Here is a 16750-nt window from a genome sequence, read left to right on the forward strand (position 1 = left end):
AACGCCAGAAAGGACAACGGTCCTGTGCGGCGCAACGCGCGCCGCCACGCAGCGCACCGGGCCCCGAGCGATATCAGCCCGGTATCCAGTCCGGCGAGGGCAGTGCGTGGAAGGCCTCGCGCAGGCTTTCGCCCCAGCGGCTGCGGATCATTTCGAAGTAGGCGTTGTCGGCGTCGATGCGCAGGCTGGAGCACACCTTGAGCCCGTCGCGGCGCAATACCAGGAGGTCGAGCGGCAGTCCGACCGACAGGTTGGACCGTATGGTCGAATCCATCGATATCAGCGCGCACTTGGCCGCATCGTCGAGCAGGGTTTCCGGGCGGATGACGCGGTCGATGATGGGCTTGCCGTACTTGGCCTCGCCGATCTGGAAGTATGGCGTATCGCGTGTCGCCTCGATGAAATTGCCGGCCGAGTAGATCTGGAACAGCCGCGGCACCTCACCCAGGATCTGACCGCCGAGGATGAAGGATGCGTTGAATTCGATGCCGAACTCCTGCAGGGCATCGGCGTCGCGCGCATACACCTCGCGCAGGCAGTCGCCGACATGGCGGGCCGCTTCGAAAAGGTTCGCCACGGTATGCAGGTTGGGGCCGTCGGTGGTCAGGCGCTCGCGCAACAGGCTCACCAGCGTCTGCGTGACCGCGAGATTGCCTGCGCTCATCAGCACGAGCACGCGTTCGCCCGTCCGCTCGAACACATTCATCTTGCGGAAGGTATTGATGTGATCGACCCCCGCATTGGTGCGTGAATCGGACAGGCAGACCAGCCCGGCGTCGAGCAGCATGCCCACGCAGTAAGTCATGGCAGAATTTCCGGCAGGTGTGGAAGAGGAATGTTATCCGTGTCGGCGGGGCTGTGCGCAGTGCGGCCCGAAAAGCGACAGCCGGGCGAGCCCGCCCGTTCAGTGGCGGTGCACGGACACCCGCGTCACCGTCATCACGGCATGGTCAGCCGTGTCGCTCAGACGCACCGGGCAGGCGTCCAGATGATCGCGGCCGACAGCCAGCCGGCAGTAGCCCTGCCCGGCCAGCGACCGTTCGAGCACATCGACGCTGACCCAGCCGGCTTCGCCACCGGCAGCCGGGCCGCTGGCCAGCCAGACATCGACCCAGGTATGCGGCGCAGCCCATTCCCCGGCGGCATCGACCAGATAGCCGCTGACGAAACGGGCCGGCAGGCCGGCGGCACGACAGCAGGCGATGAAGGCATGCGCGATGTCGGCGCCGCAGCCGCGCCCGGCTTCGAATGCACTGGCGGCACCGGCCGGCGGCACGCATTCGGGCTGATGACGGACAGCGCCGCATACCGCGCCGCTCAGATCGAGCAGTTCGCCCACGGTGTCGCGCCGCGCGCGAAGATGGGTGGCCGCCATCGCATGCGCCTGCTCGTCGCTTTCCGTCAGGCGGCTGGTCGCCAGATAGGACAGCGGCGACAGCGTACCCGCATCGCGCGGCATCCACGCCGCATCGTCGGTCATGCGAACCGTCCCGCTGACCAGAATGGACAGCTCGCTGTGCGGGCGGTCAAGCGTCAGCAGGTGACCGACATTGCCATGCGCATCGATCGAGCGGCGCGCGTTGCCCGGCGCCTGAACCTTCCAGGCCAGTGCCCGCTGGGTCGAATCCTCGCGCGGCGTCAGTCGCAGTTGCTGGATGCTGTACTGCACCGGCCGCGTGTAGCGCAGCGTGGTTTCGTGGCGGATGTCGAGCAGCATGATCGTCTCCTCTGATTTCGGCAGTCAAGTCGTCGCCGGGCCGCCCCCAGGGCGACTTGTCCCCCCGGGGGGACTCAATTCGACGACATGGGCACCAGGAAGTCTTCGGACACCCGGTTGCCCAGATCGATGACACGTACGATGAATTGCGTGAGGTATTCGTGCAGGCCACGCGCGAACACGTCCTCGATGCGGCCGAACTTCAGGCTGGCCTGCAATTCGCCGGCACGTCTTTCGGTTTCGCTCGAACGGTAGTTCGACAGCGCATTCAGGTTTTCGAACACTTCGACCATGCTGGTGCGCAACGAGCGCGGCATCTGGTCGTTCAGGATCAGCAGTTCGGCGACCTTGACCGGCGTGATCAGGTCGCGGTAGACCTTGCGATACACCTCGAATGCCGACACCGAGCGCAACAGCGCGCTCCACTGGTAATAATCGGCTGCGGTATCGGGCGGTGCGGCACCGTCGACCAGCATGTGGTACTTCACGTCGATGAAGCGCGCGGTCGCGTCGGCCCGTTCGAGGAAGGTACCGAGGCGAATGAAGTGAAACGCCTCGTCGCGCAGCATGGTGCCCAGCGTGACGCCGCGCGACAGGTGCGAGCGGAACTTGACCCACTCGAAGAATTCACCGATTTCGCTGCCGGCGAGCTTCCAGCGCGGGTAGTCGCGCATCTTGAGCCAGGTGTCGTTGGTGGTTTCCCACATTTCCGACGTGATGGTGCCGCGCACCGCGTGGGCGTTTTCGCGCGCCATGCGCAGGCAACTCATGATCGACGACGAATTCGTGCCGTCGAACACCATGAATTCGAGCACCGATTCCATCGTGGCTGCACTGTGCTTGGCGCGGAAAGCGTCTTCCAGACCGGTGATCGACAGTGTCGCCCCCCAGCCGGCGTCGATGCCGCCTTCGGCCTGCGGCACCATCGACATGCGGTAATTCACGTCCAGCATGCGGGCGACGTTTTCGGCGCGCTCGATGTAGCGCGCCATCCAGTAGAGGTGATCTGCGGTGCGGCTCAGCATGTCAGACCTCCAGTATCCAGGTGTCCTTGGTGCCGCCGCCCTGCGACGAATTCACCACCAGCGAACCTTCCCGCAGTGCCACGCGGGTCAGGCCGCCCGGAACCATGTTGATGTCCTTGCCCGACAGCACGAACGGACGCAGGTCGATGTGGCGCGGCGCGATGCCGGCATCGACGAAGGTCGGGCACGCGGACAGCGCGAGCGTGGGCTGGGCGATGTAGCGATCCGGCGTGTCGATGATGAGCTGCCGGAAGCGTTCGATCTCCTCCTTCGTGGCACGCGGGCCGATGAGCATGCCGTAGCCGCCTGCGCCATGCGTCTCCTTGACGACCAGTTCGTCCAGGTGGGACAGCACGTAAGCCAGATCGTCCGGCTTGCGGCACATGAAGGTCGGTACATTGTTCAGCAGCGGTTCTTCGCCGAGGTAGAAACGGATCATGTCCGGCACATAGGGATAGATCGACTTGTCGTCGGCCACGCCGGTACCGATCGCATTGGCCAGCGTGACATGTCCGTCGCGATAGACCTGCAGCAGCCCCGGCACGCCAAGCATGGAATCGGGCCGGAAGGCGAGTGGATCGAGGAAGTCGTCGTCGATGCGGCGGTAGATCACATCCACCCGCTGCGGACCCTGCGTGGTGCGCATGTACAGGTGCTCGTCGCGCACGAACAGGTCCTGCCCCTCGACCAGTTCGACGCCCATCTGCTGGGCGAGGAAGGCGTGTTCGAAGTAGGCCGAGTTGTAGGCCCCCGGCGTGAGTACGACGACCGTGGGATCGATGACCCCGGCCGGCGCCACAGCGCGCAGATTGGTCAGCAGCATGTCCGGATAGTGTTCGACCGGCGCCACGCGGTAGCGCGAGAACAACTCCGGGAACAGCCGCATCATCATGCGCCGGTCTTCCAGCATGTAGGACACGCCGGAGGGCACGCGCAGATTGTCTTCCAGCACGTAGAACTCGCCGGCACCGGCACGCACGACGTCGACCCCGGCGATGTGCGCATAGATGCCGCCGGGCACATCGACGCCCTGCATTTCCGGGCGGTACTGGCTGTTCGACAGGATCTGTTCGGCCGGCACGTGACCGGCCTTGATGATTTCCTGGTCGTGGTAGACGTCATTCAGGAACATGTTCAGCGCCTTGACCCGCTGGCGCAGACCGGCCGCGAGCTGCTTCCACTCCTGCGCCGGAATGATGCGCGGCACGATGTCGAACGGGATCAGGCGTTCCTTGCCGGATTCTTCGCCATAGACGGCGAAGGTGATGCCGACGCGGTGAAAGACGAGGTCGGCTTCGGCACGCTTCTGGGCAATGCGCTCGGGGGGCGTTTCCGCAAGCCACTTCTGGTATCCGGCGTAGTGACTGCGCACCGTGCCTTCGGCACTGTTCATTTCGTCATAGATCGACGACGGATTTGCCATGATCGTGTTGTCTCGGTGGTGATGTGTCGCGTGTGCTGACTTCATCCGGAGCACAGCGAGAAATGTGCCATGCCCCAAAGCCGCGTCGATACTCGAAAACCCCTGCCTCGAATGGGTTTTTGCACCACAACGGTGCGGCAACCGGATTCAACTGGTGCAGAGCCGCAAAACAAAACGCCCCGCAAGGTGCGGGGCGTTCCGGAGTGTTGAAGCGGCACGCGCTCAGATGCGTTCGATGATGCCGGCAATGCCCTGCCCGCCGCCGATGCACATCGTGATCAGGCCGTAGCGGCCGCCCGTGCGCTGCAGTTCGTACAGACACTTGACGGTCAGGACGGCGCCGGTGGCACCGACCGGATGGCCGAGGCCCACTGCACCGCCGTTGACGTTCACCTTGGCCGGATCAAGACCGAGTTCGCGCGTCACGCACATCGCCTGCACCGCAAACGCCTCATTCGATTCGATCACGTCGAGATCGGACGCCTTCAGGCCGGCACGCGCGAGCGCCAGCTTGACGGCGGGAATCGGGCCCGTGCCCATGATGCTGGGCGCTACGCCGGCGACCGCATAGGACACCAGGCGGGCCAGCGGCTTCGCACCGGCGCGCGCCGCGGCACCCGCTTCCATCATGACGATGGCGGCTGCGCCATCGTTGATGCCCGAGGCGTTGCCGGCCGTCACCGAGCCGTCCTTCTTGAACACCGGGCGCAGCTTTGCCATGCCTTCGATCGTGGCGTCACGACGGAAATGTTCGTCGGTGTCGATGACCGTCGTACCCTTCTTGGTCTGCACTTCAAGCGGCGCGATCTGCGACTTGAAATGGCCGGCATCGGTTGCGGCAGCCGCGCGGCGGTGCGACTCGACGGCGAAAGCGTCCTGATCTTCACGACCGAAACCGAACTGGCTGGCGATGTTCTCGGCCGTGATGCCCATGTGTGTCGTTTCGAACGGATCGGTCAGTGCGCCGACCATCATGTCGATCATCTTGGTGTCGTTCATGCGGGCGCCCCAGCGCGCAGCCGGCATCAGGTAGCCACCGCGGCTCATGGTTTCGACGCCACCGCCGACTGCACATTCGGCATCGCCGAGCTGGATGGCATTGGCGGCCGACACGATGGCCTGGAAGCCGGAACCGCACAGGCGGTTCACGCCCATTGCGCAGGATTCCTGGGCCATGCCGGCATTGAGTGCGACGACACGCGACACATACATGTCACGCGCTTCGGTGTGGATCACGTTGCCGAACACCAGATGCTGCGCTTCCTTGGCATCGACACCGGCGCGCGCGAAGGCGGCCTTGACGACATGCGCGCCCAGATCACATGCCGTGAAATCCTTCAGCGAACCGCCGTAGGCACCGATCGGCGTACGCGCTGCACCCACGATCACCACTTCTCTCTTGTCAGCCATCGCCACAACCTCCCTTGAAATCAGTTTCCGAACACGTTTCGAATCAGTTTCCGATATAGCCGGCCAGTGTCAGCAAGCCAAGCAGGATCAGACAAAACACCAGTGTGCGCCAGACCAGCCCAATCGCGCTTTGCATCAGATCAACATCGGCGTCATTGCCCATGCCCAGTTCGGGCCGGTCAGCCACCTCCCCAAGCTCGAACAGCGGCGCACCGAGCTTGACGCCCAGTGCGCCGGCCCCACTGGCCAGCAGGATGCCGGCCGCCTGTTCGGGCCACCTTGCCGCCTGCGTACGCCAGCAATGCACCGCATCCTCGAAATCGCCGACGATGGCGAACGTGGCGGCGGTCATGCGCACGGGTACCCAGTCCAGCCATTCGTACATGCGACGCGCAAAGCGGCCGAATGCACCGAATTCGATGTTTTCCCGCCGCGCCCACGACCACGACAGGCGTTCCGTAAGCCGATACAGCAGCGGTCCGGTCGGCCCGGGCAGCAGGGCGAACAGCGCAAGCGGCGCAAGCACGTGCCGGTGCGCCGCGAGGATGCCCTGCTCGATGGACAGCCGGGCGATTTCCTCGGTCTTCAGGCGATCGGTATTGCGCTGCAGCCAGTCCGACAGCTCGCGTCGCGCCGTGTCCGGATCGTCGGCGCGCAGTGCGTCTGCAATCGCCTCGAAATGATGGCTGAACTGGCGGAAACCCATGGTGACGTAAAGCACCAGCACGTTGAGCGCCCAGCCGAGCAAGGGGTTGATCCACACCAGCACGAGGTACAGACACCACACCGCGAACACCGGCAGGCCGACCGCGAGCACCCAGGCGATCACGCCGTGCCGCGCTTCACCGGCATTGAGCCGCTGTTCGAACCAGAAGGCGTAGCGGGCAAGCGGCCCCGCCACTACGCGTTCGTAGGACAGCGGTTTGTATTGCTCGATCAGGAGTGCGACGAAGAGGGACAGCCAGGTCATGAAGAAGCGTCAGTTGCCGTGCCAGCCTGCGGACGATAGCACACCGCGGAATCCGGCGCCGGGCGGGCGTCCGCGGCCAGATGTCAACACAGCCCGTTGTCACCGCCGCAGTGGCGGTTCGGCGAGCAGGTGCTCGGCGAAACTGACGATCATCCCGGCAGTCGCACCCCAGATGTCGTAGCCCTGCCAGGGCATGGCCCAGTACTCACGCATCACGCCTTCGTGCTCGATGCGGCCGCGCGTGCGGTTCGACGGATCGATCAGGAAGGACAGCGGTGTTTCGAAGGCTTCGGCGACCTCGAAAGGATCGAGCCGCAGCACAAGCGGTGCATGCAGAAGGCCGACCACCGGCGTCACTCGAAATCCGCTCGCCGTGATGAAGTAGTCGGGCAGGCGGCCGATCAGTTCGACCTGTCCGGCCGCCAGACCGATTTCTTCCTGCGCCTCGCGCAGCGCGGTGGCTTCGGGCGACACATCACCCGGGTCGACCCGCCCCCCCGGGAAGGCGATCTGTCCCGGGTGATCATAAAGATGGGCGCTGCGCCGGGTCAGCAGCAATGTCGGCTCGGCACCGCCGATGACCACCGGCACCAGCACGGCGGCGGGCGTGAAGCCGGCGAAGCGCTCGTCGATCGGGCACGGCTGCAGCGCGCGCAGGCGACTGCGCAAACCATGCGGGTCGAAACCGGCGGACGACAGCACGGGCGTGTCCATCAGAAGCGCTGCTTCAGCGTCATGATCTGGCCCGTGCGCTGCATGTCCATGCGGTTCAGAAAGCTCATGCCAAGCAGCACGTGCGGCATGTCGGTCTCCATCACCGCCGCGTCGACATTGCTCAGCGTCACGCCGCCCAGTTTGACGCTGGCCAGCTTGACCCGCCAGGCGCGCACCACGCCATTGGCGGTCTGCACCACCATGACCGGCGCCGACGCGGTGCGGATATTGGCGCGCAGCGCGTCGCTGCGCCCGAGCGCAATGACCGTGGCACCGGTATCGAGCAGGAAGCGCACCGGTGTGCCGTTGATCGCACCATCCGACAGGAAATGTCCCTGCGAATCGGCGTTCAGGTGGATGGCGACCGCCCCCGCATCGCTGCTGCGCGACGAGGCGACATTTTCGCCGATGCGCAGTTGCACGCGCCGGCCCTCGACTTCAACCCATGCGCTGTCGCGGTCGACCGATAACAGCCGGATGCCTTCCGGCGAACGGGCACCGACGGACAGCGTGCGCGGCGCACCGCCATCGACCACCAGCACCGCCTTGCCGCCGAACACACCGGCCAGCGACAGGTCGACTGCCTGTGCGGAACAGACCGCCAGCGACAGAAGCATCGCTAGAATGTACGCAGGAGGTCTATTGATGAAGCCCATTGCAGTTTTCCGTCACAGCCTGACCGAGGGGCCAGGACATATAGCAACATACATGAAAGGCATAGGTCGCGACATCAAGGTGGTCGCCATCGACCGTGGAGATGTCGTTCCGCACGATCCGACCGCGTTTGCCGGCCTGTGTTTCATGGGCGGCCCGATGAGTGTTAACGACCCGCTGCCCTGGATACCTGAGGTGCTTGCGCTGATCCGCCGCGCGGTGGATGCCGACATACCGGTCATCGGTCACTGTCTGGGCGGACAGCTGATGTCGAAAGCGCTCGGTGGCACGGTGGGCGCCAATCCGGTCAAGGAGATCGGCTGGCGCGACGTGACGCTCAAAGGTCCTGCTGCGCGCGAGTGGTTCGGCGACCGGGCGGGTTTCCTGTCGTTTCACTGGCACGGTGAAACCTTTACGCTGCCCGAAGGTGCCACCCATCTGCTGGCGTCGGATGCCTGCACCCATCAGGCCTGGGCGATCGGCAAGCATCTGGCGATGCAATGCCACATCGAAATGACCGAAGCGATGATCCGCGAGTGGTGTGTCGGCGGGCAGAAGGAAATCCGCGAGGCTTCGGCTCAGCCGACGGTGCAATCGGCCGACGGCATGCAGCAGGACATCGAGGCGCGCGTGGCGGCGCTGCACGCGGTGGCGGAAACCGCCTATGCGAAGTGGAGCGAAGGTCTGAAGGACTGAGCCGCGCCGCCGGCTGACGACGCGGCCGCGCGCCGCTCAGTCGCGGAAATTGCCGAACTGCAGCGGGATGTCGGTCACCTGCTTGCGCAGCAGCGCGATCGCGTCCTGCAGCACGTCGCGCTTGGCGCCGGTCACGCGCACCTCTTCGCCCTGGATGCTGCCCTGTACCTTGAGCTTGCTGTCCTTGAGGACGCGCACGATCTTCTTGGCCGATTCGCTCTCGATGCCCACCTTGAGCTTCAGTTCCTGCTTCGACTTGTTGCCGCTGATCTTCTGCGCGTCGCCACGCTCGATCGAACGCACGTCGATGTTGCGCTTGGCGAACTTGGTGAGCAGCACGTCGTAGACCTGGTCGAGCTTGAAGTCATCATCCGCGTACAGCGTCAGCAGCTTGTCGCCCTGCTCGACGCGCGCATCCGACCCCTTGAAGTCGAAGCGGTTGGCAATTTCCTTGTTCGCCTGATCGACCGCATTGCGCAGTTCGACCATGTCTATTTCGGAACTGATATCGAAGGAAGGCATGCGTCGGTTCCCGGAAGTGTCCGCTCAACCGAAGTGGCAGACGTAGTGATAGGGCTCGCCGGTGACCTCGATGTCGAATGACGAGTTGCCGGGTACATCATAGGACTCGCCCGCGCCGTAGGTCTTCCACGCCGTTTCACCCTTCAGGCGCACACGGCAGCTGCCCGCCACACCTTCCATGATTTCCGGTGCGCCGGTGTTGAAGGTGAGCGTGGCCGGCAGGATGACGCCGACCGACTTCTTCGTGCCGTCGGCGAACTGGATGCTGTGGCTGACGCACTTGCCGTCGAAATACACATTGGCCTTCTTGACGACATTGACGTTGTCGAACTGGGACATGCTTGCGTTCCTGTAAGTGGGTTTGCGACTGGAGACTTACTTGCCGCGCTTGATCGCTGCGTTGGCGGCAATGCGCATGCGCAGCGCGTTCAGCTTGATGAAACCGGCCGCATCCTTCTGGTCGTACGCACCGGCGTCGTCCTCGAAGGTGGCGATGGTCGGATCGAACAGCGAATCGGTCTTCGAATCGCGCGCGACGACGACGACATTGCCCTTGTAAAGCTTCAGCCGCACCCAGCCATTGACCGATTGCTGCGTATGGTCGATCAGCGCCTGCAGCGCGCGGCGCTCCGGGCTCCACCAGTAGCCGGTGTAGATGATGCTGGCGTAGCGCGGCATCAGGTCGTCCTTCAGATGGGCCACTTCGCGGTCCAGCGTGATCGACTCGATGGCGCGGTGGGCGCGCAGCAGGATGGTGCCGCCCGGTGTTTCGTAGCAGCCGCGCGATTTCATGCCGACGTAGCGGTTCTCGACCAGGTCGAGGCGGCCGATGCCGTGCTTGCCACCGATCTGGTTCAGCGAGGCCAGAAGCTCGTGCGCCTTCATGCGCGTGCCGTTGATGCTGACCAGATCGCCGCGCTCGAATTCGAGATCGAGGTATTCGGCCGCGTCCGGCGCCGCTTCCGGCGACACCGTCCAGCGCCACATCGACTCTTCGGCCTCGGCGGACGGATCTTCGAGATGACGGCCTTCGTAGCTGATGTGCAGCAGATTGGCGTCCATCGAATACGGCGAGCCACCCTGCTTGTGCTTCATTTCGATCGGTATGCCGTGCGTTTCGGCGTAGGCGAGCAGCTTTTCGCGCGAAAGCAGATCCCACTCGCGCCACGGCGCGATCACCTTCACATTCGGCATCAAGGCGTAGGCCCCCAGCTCGAAACGAACCTGGTCGTTGCCCTTGCCGGTCGCGCCGTGCGAAATGGCGGTGGCGCCTGTTTCGCGGGCGATGTCGATCAGGCGCTTGGCGATCAGCGGACGCGCAATCGAGGTACCGAGCAGGTATTCGCCTTCGTAGATCGTGTTGGCACGGAACATCGGAAACACGAAGTCGCGCACGAACTCCTCGCGCAGGTCGTCGATGTAGATGTTCTCCGGCTTGATGCCCAGCTTGATCGCCTTGGCGCGCGCCGGTTCGAGCTCTTCACCCTGGCCGAGATCGGCGGTGAAGGTCACGATTTCGCACTGGTACACATCCTGCAGCCACTTCAGGATGACCGAGGTGTCCAGGCCGCCCGAATAGGCCAGGACCACTTTCTTGATGTCGCCGCTACTCATCGTGCCACTCATCGTATTTCGTCTTTCGCTTTCAGTTGATCCGTTGATTCGTTGATTCAGCTGCCGGACACGCGGCCCAGCAGCAGGAATTCCATCAGCGCCTTCTGGGCGTGCAGGCGGTTTTCGGCTTCTTCCCACACCACCGAATGCGGGCCGTCGATCACGTCTGCACTGACCTCTTCTCCGCGATGTGCCGGCAGGCAGTGCATGAACAGCGAATCCGGCTTCGCGGCCTTCATCATGTCGGCGTCGACCTGCCAGTCGGCGAACGCCGCGGCGCGCGCCTCGTTCTCCGCTTCCCAGCCCATCGAGGTCCATACATCGGTGGTGACCAGATCGGCGCCGCGCGCGGCGTCCATCGGGTCGGCGAAACACTCGTGATGATCGGTACCGACGCCGGCGCGCTCGGGTTCCACCTCGTAGCCGGGCGGCGTCGAAATATTGAGCTTGAAGTCGAACAGCTCGGCCGCCTGCATCCAGGTGTGGCACATATTGTTCGAGTCACCGATCCACGCCACCGTGCGGCCCGATAGCTCGCCACGGTGCTCGATCCAGGTGTAGATGTCGGCCAGCACCTGACACGGGTGGTATTCGTTGGTCAGACCGTTTATGACCGGCACCCGAGAGTTGGCCGCAAAACGCTCGATGATGGTCTGTTCGAAGGTGCGGATCATGACCACGTCGCACATGCGCGAAATGACCTGCGCCGCGTCTTCCACCGGCTCGCCGCGTCCAAGCTGCGAATCACGCGTATTCAGGTAGATGGCACTGCCACCCATCTGGTGCATGCCGGCTTCGAACGACAGCCGCGTGCGCGTGCTCTGCTTCTCGAAAATCATCACCAGCGTGCGGTCCTGCAGCGGCCAGTACTGTTCGTAGCGCTTGAACTTGTCCTTGATCCAGCGCGTGCGCGCGAACACGTAGTCCAGTTCTTCGCGCGACAGATCGGTGAGTTGCAGAAAGTGTCTGGGTCGAGTCATCGTCAGGCGGCGAGCTGGGCGCCCGCGAGAAAGTTGCGGATGAGGGGCGCCAGGCGCTGCACCAGTTCCTGGCTGTCGGCATCGGAATAAATCAGCGGGGGTACCAGACGGATGGTGCTTTCCGACGTGACGTTGATCAGCACGCCCGCTTCGAGCGCCTGCGCGACCAGCGCACCGCACGGCCGGTCGAGTTCGACACCGATCATCATGCCGACGCCACGAATGTCCTTCACGCCGGCGGTGTCGGCCAATGCCGTGCGGAAGGCGGCGCGGATCGCATCGCCCTGACGCACCGCGTTTTCCATGAGGCCATCGCGCTCGATCACGTGCAGCGTGGTCAGCGCCGCGGCGCAGGCCAGCGGATTGCCGCCGAAGGTCGAGCCGTGCGTGCCGGGCTTGAACACACCGGCCGCCGGACCGCGCGCAAGGCAGGCACCGATCGGCACACCGGAACCCAGACCCTTGGCCAGCGTCATCACGTCCGGTTCGATACCCGCATGCTGAAAGGCAAACCAGCTGCCGGTGCGGCCGACGCCGCTCTGCACTTCGTCGACCATCATCAGCCACTGATGCTGGGAGCACAATTCGCGCAGTTCGCGCACGTAGGCCAGATCGGCCGGATGGATGCCGCCTTCGCCCTGGACCGGTTCGAACAGCACGGCCACCACATTGCGGTTGTGTTCGGCAATGGCCTTCACGGCGGCGATGTCACTGAACGGCACCCGGTAGAACCCCGGCGTCAGTGGCTCAAACCCGGCCTGCACCTTGCGGTTGCCGGTGGCCGACAATGTGGCCAGCGTGCGTCCGTGAAAGGCGTGCTCCATGACGATGATGCCCGGCAGCTCGACGCCGCGCTGATGTCCATACAGGCGTGCCAGCTTGATCGCCGCCTCGTTCGCTTCGCAACCGGAGTTGCAGAAGAACACCTCGTCCATGCCCGACAACGCGGCCAGACGGTCCGACAGGTCTTCCTGCGCGGTCACCCGGTAGAGGTTCGAGCAATGGATCATTTCGGCGGCCTGGCGGCAAATCGCTTGCACCAGATCAGGGTGGCCGTGGCCCAGCGTGTTGACCGCCACGCCCGCCATTGCGTCCAGATATTCGCGTCCGGCATCGTCGAACAGGCGGGCGCCCTTGCCGTGCGTGAAGGCGACCGGCTGCCGGCCGTATGTATTCATCAGATGCGTCATCGAAAGCTCCGCGACCGCGTGGCGAGTGTGCCGTCAGGCGCACTATGGAAAACGAAAAAAGCACGGCGGCTCGCGCCGCCGTGCTTGATCAAGCCACGATTTTAGTTCAAAGCCGTCACGCTGTGTAGCGCCAGACCTTCATGTTGCGGCGCACATCGTCACTGCAGCGCAGCAACAGGCGCAGGTGATACATCGCTTCACGGCCCGCCCGAAGCCAGCTTCAGGACGCTAGCGCCTTGATCCGGAACAGATCATCAGCATGTGCGACGCGCCGACTTCAATCTGGCACAAAGCGTGCTAGAACCGAGCAACCCATGTAGATCTGTTTCAGCTTGCGTTCGGCGTCGTCCGCCGACGTACCTGGAATGCTCAGGTTCTCCATCAACACGCCGCTGCGTGTGCGAATGCTGAATCCGAACCGCGCTACCGGAGATCGCACCGTCGAAGGCTTCACTGCTTTGTGAGCGCGCATGGGTGAATTAAGCATAAATCGCAATCTCGTCATGGAGATAGCGCGAGTATAGAAACTAGTTGGTAACTTTACAATTCGTTCTGATTGTTTTTAAAGGATTTCTTGTTTGCTCACTTCGCTGCCAGCGCACGCGTCTGTGACTCGGGTCAAGAATTCCATCGCACAGGTCGTAAATCCGATATGAGCGCTCTACCGCACATTGACGCCACCGCTTTGTCGATTGCCGATTCACCGGCGAACGAGGTCCTGTCGACACGCCATGCCGATGACGCATTGCGCGACGGGAGCCGCGCCCCGCGCAGTTTCACCATCATCGGCGCAACCGCGAATGGCAAGCCATTCCGACCCAGCGATTGGTGCGACCGTCTGTGCGGCGTGATGTCGTCGTTCGGCAGCCAGCGCAAGATGCGCTACTCGCCATTTGTGCGGCCAGGGTGCTGGATCACCGGGGAAAAGTGTGTTTTCGTCGATGCGCGGCTGTATGACCTCGAACCGCTGGCCTACAATTTCCTGATGCACTTCGCGCGCGACAACGGCTTGCGCGTCGACTATCAGGTCAGCGACACGCTGCCCTGACGTTCACGGCCGCGATCGGCCCGGGTCGTCCGGAATGCGGACGGAAAGTGAGCACGGGAGTCCACGACAACGTACGAATTCCGGATCGATCATCCGGATGACCCGCCCGAAACCTCAGAGCGTCGCTCCGGAAAAGCTGCGGGATAAAAAAAAGCCGACCCCAAGGTCGGCTTTTTCTTTTGTATCGAGGCTCAGGCCGCTGCGGCCATCGACTTGATCGCACCTGACAGGCGGCTCTTGTGGCGAGCGGCCTTGTTCTTGTGAATGATGTTCTTGTCGGCGATGCTGTCGATCGTCGTCTGTGCCTTCAGGAAGATCGCCTGCGCGGCCTGCTTGTCACCGGCGAGAATCGCCTTGCGGACGTTCTTGATCGCCGTGCGAAGTTCAGAGCGCTGGCTCGTATTGTGATCGCGACGAACGTTTGCCTGACGGGCGCGCTTGCGTGCTTGTGCTGAATTGGCCATGTTGCGAACTCGTGTTCGGGAAAACACGCGAATATACATAAGCTCACAGTGCGGCGCAAGCCCCCTTTCGAGCTCCCGGGAGGCACGTTCGCGCTGCGCGCTCTGGTAAGGTGCGCGCTGACCCGGCATCGCCTTCTTTCGATGAATCTGCTCCGCGCACTCGCGACCGTCAGCAGCATGACCCTGCTGTCGCGCATCCTCGGCTTCGTACGCGACTTCTTCATCGCACGTGCTTTCGGTGCGGGTGCCGCGACCGACGCCTTCTTCGTCGCCTTCCGCCTGCCCAACCTGTTGCGCCGCATGTTCGCCGAAGGTGCGTTTTCGCAGGCCTTCGTGCCCATTCTCGGCGAGTACCGCAATCGGCGCGGCACGGACGATACGCGGGCGCTGATCGATCGGGTGGCGACCCTGCTGGCGCTCATCGTCGCCGGCGTGACGCTGCTCGGCATCCTCGGCGCGCCGTGGCTGATCTACATATCCGCCCCGGGTTTCGCCGCCGACGCCGAAAAGTTCGACCTGACGGTCATGCTGACCCGCATCACCTTTCCCTACATCCTTTTCATGTCGCTGGTGGCCATGGCCGGCGGCGTGCTGAACACCTTCAGCCGTTTCGCGATACCGGCATTCACACCGGTACTGCTGAATCTGAGCTTCATCGGCATGAGCCTGTTCGCAGCACCCTTCTTCGATCCGCCGGTGCTGGCGCTCGCCTGGGCGGTATTCATCGGTGGCGTATTGCAGCTGGCGCTGCAGGTTCCGGCACTGATGCGCATCGGCATGCTGCCGCGCATCAGGCTCGATCTGCAGGACCCCGGCGTGCGGCGTGTCTTCAAGCTGATGCTGCCGGCCATCCTCGGCGTGTCGGTGTCGCAGATTTCATTGCTGATCAACACCATCTTCGCGTCCTTCCTCGAAAGCGGATCGGTGTCGTGGCTGTATTACGCCGATCGCCTGATGGAATTTCCGGCCGGTCTGCTCGGCGTGGCGCTGGGTACCATCCTGCTGCCGTCGCTGTCGCGCAGTCACGCCGACGGAAACACCGGTGAATTTTCCGGCCTGCTCGACTGGGGCCTGCGGCTGACCCTGATGCTCACGCTGCCTGCTGCACTGGCGCTCGCCCTGCTCGCCACGCCGCTGGTGGCCACGCTGTTCCACCACGGCCAGTTCACGGCGCACGATGTGCTGCAGACGCGCAACGCGCTGGTCGCCTACAGCGTCGGACTGTCCGGGCTGATCCTGGTGAAAGTGCTCGCCCCCGGCTTCTATTCGCGCCAGGACATCCGCACGCCGGTGAAAATTGCGCTCGGGGTGCTGGTGCTGACGCAACTGATGAACCTCGCCTTCATCAAACCGCTGGCGCACGCCGGGCTGGCGTTGTCGATCGGTCTCGCATCGCTGGTCAACGCCGCGCTGCTGTATCGCGGCCTGCGGCGCATCGGCGCCTATCTGCCGGCACCCGGATGGGCCGCTTTCTGGCTGAAGATCCTGATCGCGCTTTCGGTCATGGGCGGCGTGCTGTACTTCAGCGCCGATTTCGCGGGCGACTGGCTGCGCGCAGGTACGATAACGCGCATCCTGAACCTAGCCTGGATTGTTCTGGCGGGCGCGGGCAGCTATTTCGCCACGCTGTTTGCACTGGGTTTCCGGCTGCGCGATTTTTCGCGTCGCGCAACATCCTGACTGGAGGGCACGCATGAAACTGACGAGCAAGAACTTCGCGGACAAAGGCCGCATTCCGGGCGAAAACGCCTTCTGCATTCCGGCCGCCACCGGCCACGTCTGCCTGGGCGCCAATCGCAACCCGCATCTGGCCTGGTCCGGCCTGCCGACCGGAACGCGGTCGCTGGTGCTGATCTGCAACGATCCGGACGTACCGACCCGGCCGGACGATGTGAATCAGGAAGGACGCACCGTGCCGGCCAGTCTGCCGCGCACCGATTTTTCGCACTGGGTGCTGGTGGATCTCGCTCCGTCAGGGGAAATCGCCGAAGGCGAATTCTCGTCCGACGTGACGCCGTGCGGCAAGCGGGGCCCGACCGGGCCGCACGGCACGCGCCAGGGCATCAATGACTACACGGCGTGGTTTTCCGGCGACGAGCAGATGAAGGGCGACTACTACGGCTACGACGGTCCCTGCCCGCCGTGGAATGACGAAATCCTGCATCACTACGTGTTCACGCTGTACGCGCTGGACATCGAGCGGCTGCCGGTTGACGGACGTTTCACCGCCGCCGATGCACTCAAGGCCATGGCTGGCCGGGTGCTCGGGGAAGCGAAGCTGACCGGCGTGTACTCGCTTAACCCGGCAGTCGCCGGCTGACGC

The 16750-nt window shown here is 63.8% G+C and carries 18 protein-coding genes; 4 read left to right on the forward strand and 14 right to left on the reverse strand.

Features of this window, described 5'->3' with window-relative positions; all coding sequences use genetic code 11:
- Positions 1-73: 73 nt before the first annotated feature.
- The 8 genes from NMQ16_RS07720 to NMQ16_RS07755 all read right to left on the reverse strand — a co-directional run bounded on the left by NMQ16_RS07720 (position 74) and on the right by NMQ16_RS07755 (position 7915).
- Positions 74-805, reverse strand: coding sequence for a proteasome-type protease (locus NMQ16_RS07720; RefSeq protein ID WP_257079953.1), 732 nt, complete (start codon positions 803-805; stop codon positions 74-76).
- A 99-nt stretch (positions 806-904) separates the two neighbouring features.
- Positions 905-1717 (reverse strand): transglutaminase family protein, encoded by an 813-nt coding sequence (locus NMQ16_RS07725; protein WP_257079954.1) that lies wholly within the window; start codon positions 1715-1717, stop codon positions 905-907.
- Between the two features lie 74 nt (positions 1718-1791).
- On the reverse strand, positions 1792-2742 hold the full coding sequence (locus NMQ16_RS07730) for an alpha-E domain-containing protein (RefSeq protein ID WP_069039803.1): 951 nt from the start codon (positions 2740-2742) through the stop codon (positions 1792-1794).
- Between the two features lies 1 nt (position 2743).
- Positions 2744-4165, reverse strand: coding sequence for a circularly permuted type 2 ATP-grasp protein (locus NMQ16_RS07735; protein ID WP_257079955.1), 1422 nt, complete (start codon positions 4163-4165; stop codon positions 2744-2746).
- A 222-nt stretch (positions 4166-4387) separates the two neighbouring features.
- Positions 4388-5575, reverse strand: coding sequence for a beta-ketothiolase BktB (bktB, locus tag NMQ16_RS07740; RefSeq protein WP_257079956.1), 1188 nt, complete (start codon positions 5573-5575; stop codon positions 4388-4390).
- A 43-nt stretch (positions 5576-5618) separates the two neighbouring features.
- Positions 5619-6545, reverse strand: a complete 927-nt coding sequence (locus tag NMQ16_RS07745; RefSeq protein WP_257079957.1) for a CobD/CbiB family protein — start codon at positions 6543-6545, stop codon at positions 5619-5621.
- A gap of 99 nt (positions 6546-6644) precedes the next feature.
- Complete coding sequence (locus tag NMQ16_RS07750) at positions 6645-7259, reverse strand: CoA pyrophosphatase (RefSeq protein WP_257079958.1); 615 nt, start codon at positions 7257-7259, stop codon at positions 6645-6647.
- Positions 7259-7915 carry a TIGR02281 family clan AA aspartic protease gene (locus NMQ16_RS07755; protein ID WP_257079959.1) on the reverse strand — a complete coding sequence of 219 codons (657 nt, stop codon included), beginning with the start codon at positions 7913-7915 and terminating at the stop codon, positions 7259-7261. The genes NMQ16_RS07750 and NMQ16_RS07755 overlap by 1 nt, the downstream gene beginning before the upstream one ends.
- Here NMQ16_RS07755 and NMQ16_RS07760 point away from each other — a divergent pair.
- Positions 7905-8609 (forward strand): type 1 glutamine amidotransferase, encoded by a 705-nt coding sequence (locus NMQ16_RS07760; RefSeq protein WP_257079960.1) that lies wholly within the window; start codon positions 7905-7907, stop codon positions 8607-8609. The genes NMQ16_RS07755 and NMQ16_RS07760 overlap by 11 nt on opposite strands.
- 36 nt (positions 8610-8645) lie before the next feature.
- Here the strand turns inward: NMQ16_RS07760 and NMQ16_RS07765 are convergent, their stop codons facing one another.
- From NMQ16_RS07765 to NMQ16_RS07785, 5 genes are read right to left on the reverse strand one after another with little or no spacing between them, the layout of a single operon-like run.
- Positions 8646-9131, reverse strand: a complete 486-nt coding sequence (locus NMQ16_RS07765) for a YajQ family cyclic di-GMP-binding protein (protein WP_257079961.1) — start codon at positions 9129-9131, stop codon at positions 8646-8648.
- Between the two features lie 24 nt (positions 9132-9155).
- Positions 9156-9470: a pyrimidine/purine nucleoside phosphorylase gene (locus NMQ16_RS07770; RefSeq protein WP_257079962.1), complete on the reverse strand. Its 315-nt coding sequence runs from the start codon at positions 9468-9470 to the stop codon at positions 9156-9158.
- A 36-nt stretch (positions 9471-9506) separates the two neighbouring features.
- A complete protein-coding gene (locus NMQ16_RS07775; protein WP_257079963.1) occupies positions 9507-10745 on the reverse strand; it encodes an argininosuccinate synthase in 1239 nt (412 codons plus the stop codon).
- A 56-nt stretch (positions 10746-10801) separates the two neighbouring features.
- The gene (argF, locus tag NMQ16_RS07780; RefSeq protein ID WP_257079964.1) at positions 10802-11725 is read right to left on the reverse strand and encodes an ornithine carbamoyltransferase; all 924 of its coding nucleotides are present in this window, start codon (positions 11723-11725) and stop codon (positions 10802-10804) included.
- Positions 11726-11727: 2 nt separating this feature from the next.
- Positions 11728-12915, reverse strand: a complete 1188-nt coding sequence (locus tag NMQ16_RS07785; protein ID WP_257079965.1) for an aspartate aminotransferase family protein — start codon at positions 12913-12915, stop codon at positions 11728-11730.
- Between the two features lie 574 nt (positions 12916-13489).
- Here NMQ16_RS07785 and NMQ16_RS07790 point away from each other — a divergent pair.
- Positions 13490-13963 carry a DUF3579 domain-containing protein gene (locus tag NMQ16_RS07790; RefSeq protein WP_257079966.1) on the forward strand — a complete coding sequence of 158 codons (474 nt, stop codon included), beginning with the start codon at positions 13490-13492 and terminating at the stop codon, positions 13961-13963.
- Positions 13964-14154: 191 nt separating this feature from the next.
- On the opposite strand, the gene rpsT is transcribed toward NMQ16_RS07790, so the two are convergent.
- A complete protein-coding gene (rpsT, locus tag NMQ16_RS07795; RefSeq protein WP_257080127.1) occupies positions 14155-14427 on the reverse strand; it encodes a 30S ribosomal protein S20 in 273 nt (90 codons plus the stop codon).
- Between the two features lie 141 nt (positions 14428-14568).
- Between rpsT and murJ the strand changes: the two genes are divergently transcribed.
- Positions 14569-16107 (forward strand): murein biosynthesis integral membrane protein MurJ, encoded by a 1539-nt coding sequence (gene murJ, locus NMQ16_RS07800; protein WP_257079967.1) that lies wholly within the window; start codon positions 14569-14571, stop codon positions 16105-16107.
- A 13-nt stretch (positions 16108-16120) separates the two neighbouring features.
- Positions 16121-16747, forward strand: a complete 627-nt coding sequence (locus tag NMQ16_RS07805) for a YbhB/YbcL family Raf kinase inhibitor-like protein (protein ID WP_257079968.1) — start codon at positions 16121-16123, stop codon at positions 16745-16747.
- Positions 16748-16750 lie beyond the last annotated feature (3 nt).

The sequence above is a fragment of the Methyloversatilis sp. XJ19-49 genome (assembly GCF_024580145.1).
Taxonomy (GTDB): Bacteria; Pseudomonadota; Gammaproteobacteria; order Burkholderiales; family Rhodocyclaceae; genus Methyloversatilis.

Excerpts from the sequence above, each read along its gene's own strand:
- argF (WP_257079964.1), bottom strand. The coding sequence starts at position 11,725 with ATGACTCGACCCAGACACTTTCTGCAACTCACCGATCTGTCGCGCGAA.
- NMQ16_RS07730 (WP_069039803.1), bottom strand. The coding sequence starts at position 2,742 with ATGCTGAGCCGCACCGCAGATCACCTCTACTGGATGGCGCGCTACATC.
- NMQ16_RS07720 (WP_257079953.1), bottom strand. The coding sequence starts at position 805 with ATGACTTACTGCGTGGGCATGCTGCTCGACGCCGGGCTGGTCTGCCTG.
- NMQ16_RS07735 (WP_257079955.1), bottom strand. The coding sequence starts at position 4,165 with ATGGCAAATCCGTCGTCGATCTATGACGAAATGAACAGTGCCGAAGGC.
- NMQ16_RS07745 (WP_257079957.1), bottom strand. The coding sequence starts at position 6,545 with ATGACCTGGCTGTCCCTCTTCGTCGCACTCCTGATCGAGCAATACAAA.
- NMQ16_RS07750 (WP_257079958.1), bottom strand. The coding sequence starts at position 7,259 with ATGGACACGCCCGTGCTGTCGTCCGCCGGTTTCGACCCGCATGGTTTG.
- NMQ16_RS07760 (WP_257079960.1), top strand. The coding sequence starts at position 7,905 with ATGAAGCCCATTGCAGTTTTCCGTCACAGCCTGACCGAGGGGCCAGGA.
- NMQ16_RS07775 (WP_257079963.1), bottom strand. The coding sequence starts at position 10,745 with ATGAGTAGCGGCGACATCAAGAAAGTGGTCCTGGCCTATTCGGGCGGC.
- NMQ16_RS07805 (WP_257079968.1), top strand. The coding sequence starts at position 16,121 with ATGAAACTGACGAGCAAGAACTTCGCGGACAAAGGCCGCATTCCGGGC.
- NMQ16_RS07785 (WP_257079965.1), bottom strand. The coding sequence starts at position 12,915 with ATGACGCATCTGATGAATACATACGGCCGGCAGCCGGTCGCCTTCACG.
- rpsT (WP_257080127.1), bottom strand. The coding sequence starts at position 14,427 with ATGGCCAATTCAGCACAAGCACGCAAGCGCGCCCGTCAGGCAAACGTT.
- NMQ16_RS07765 (WP_257079961.1), bottom strand. The coding sequence starts at position 9,131 with ATGCCTTCCTTCGATATCAGTTCCGAAATAGACATGGTCGAACTGCGC.
- NMQ16_RS07725 (WP_257079954.1), bottom strand. The coding sequence starts at position 1,717 with ATGCTGCTCGACATCCGCCACGAAACCACGCTGCGCTACACGCGGCCG.
- bktB (WP_257079956.1), bottom strand. The coding sequence starts at position 5,575 with ATGGCTGACAAGAGAGAAGTGGTGATCGTGGGTGCAGCGCGTACGCCG.
- NMQ16_RS07770 (WP_257079962.1), bottom strand. The coding sequence starts at position 9,470 with ATGTCCCAGTTCGACAACGTCAATGTCGTCAAGAAGGCCAATGTGTAT.
- murJ (WP_257079967.1), top strand. The coding sequence starts at position 14,569 with ATGAATCTGCTCCGCGCACTCGCGACCGTCAGCAGCATGACCCTGCTG.
- NMQ16_RS07755 (WP_257079959.1), bottom strand. The coding sequence starts at position 7,915 with ATGGGCTTCATCAATAGACCTCCTGCGTACATTCTAGCGATGCTTCTG.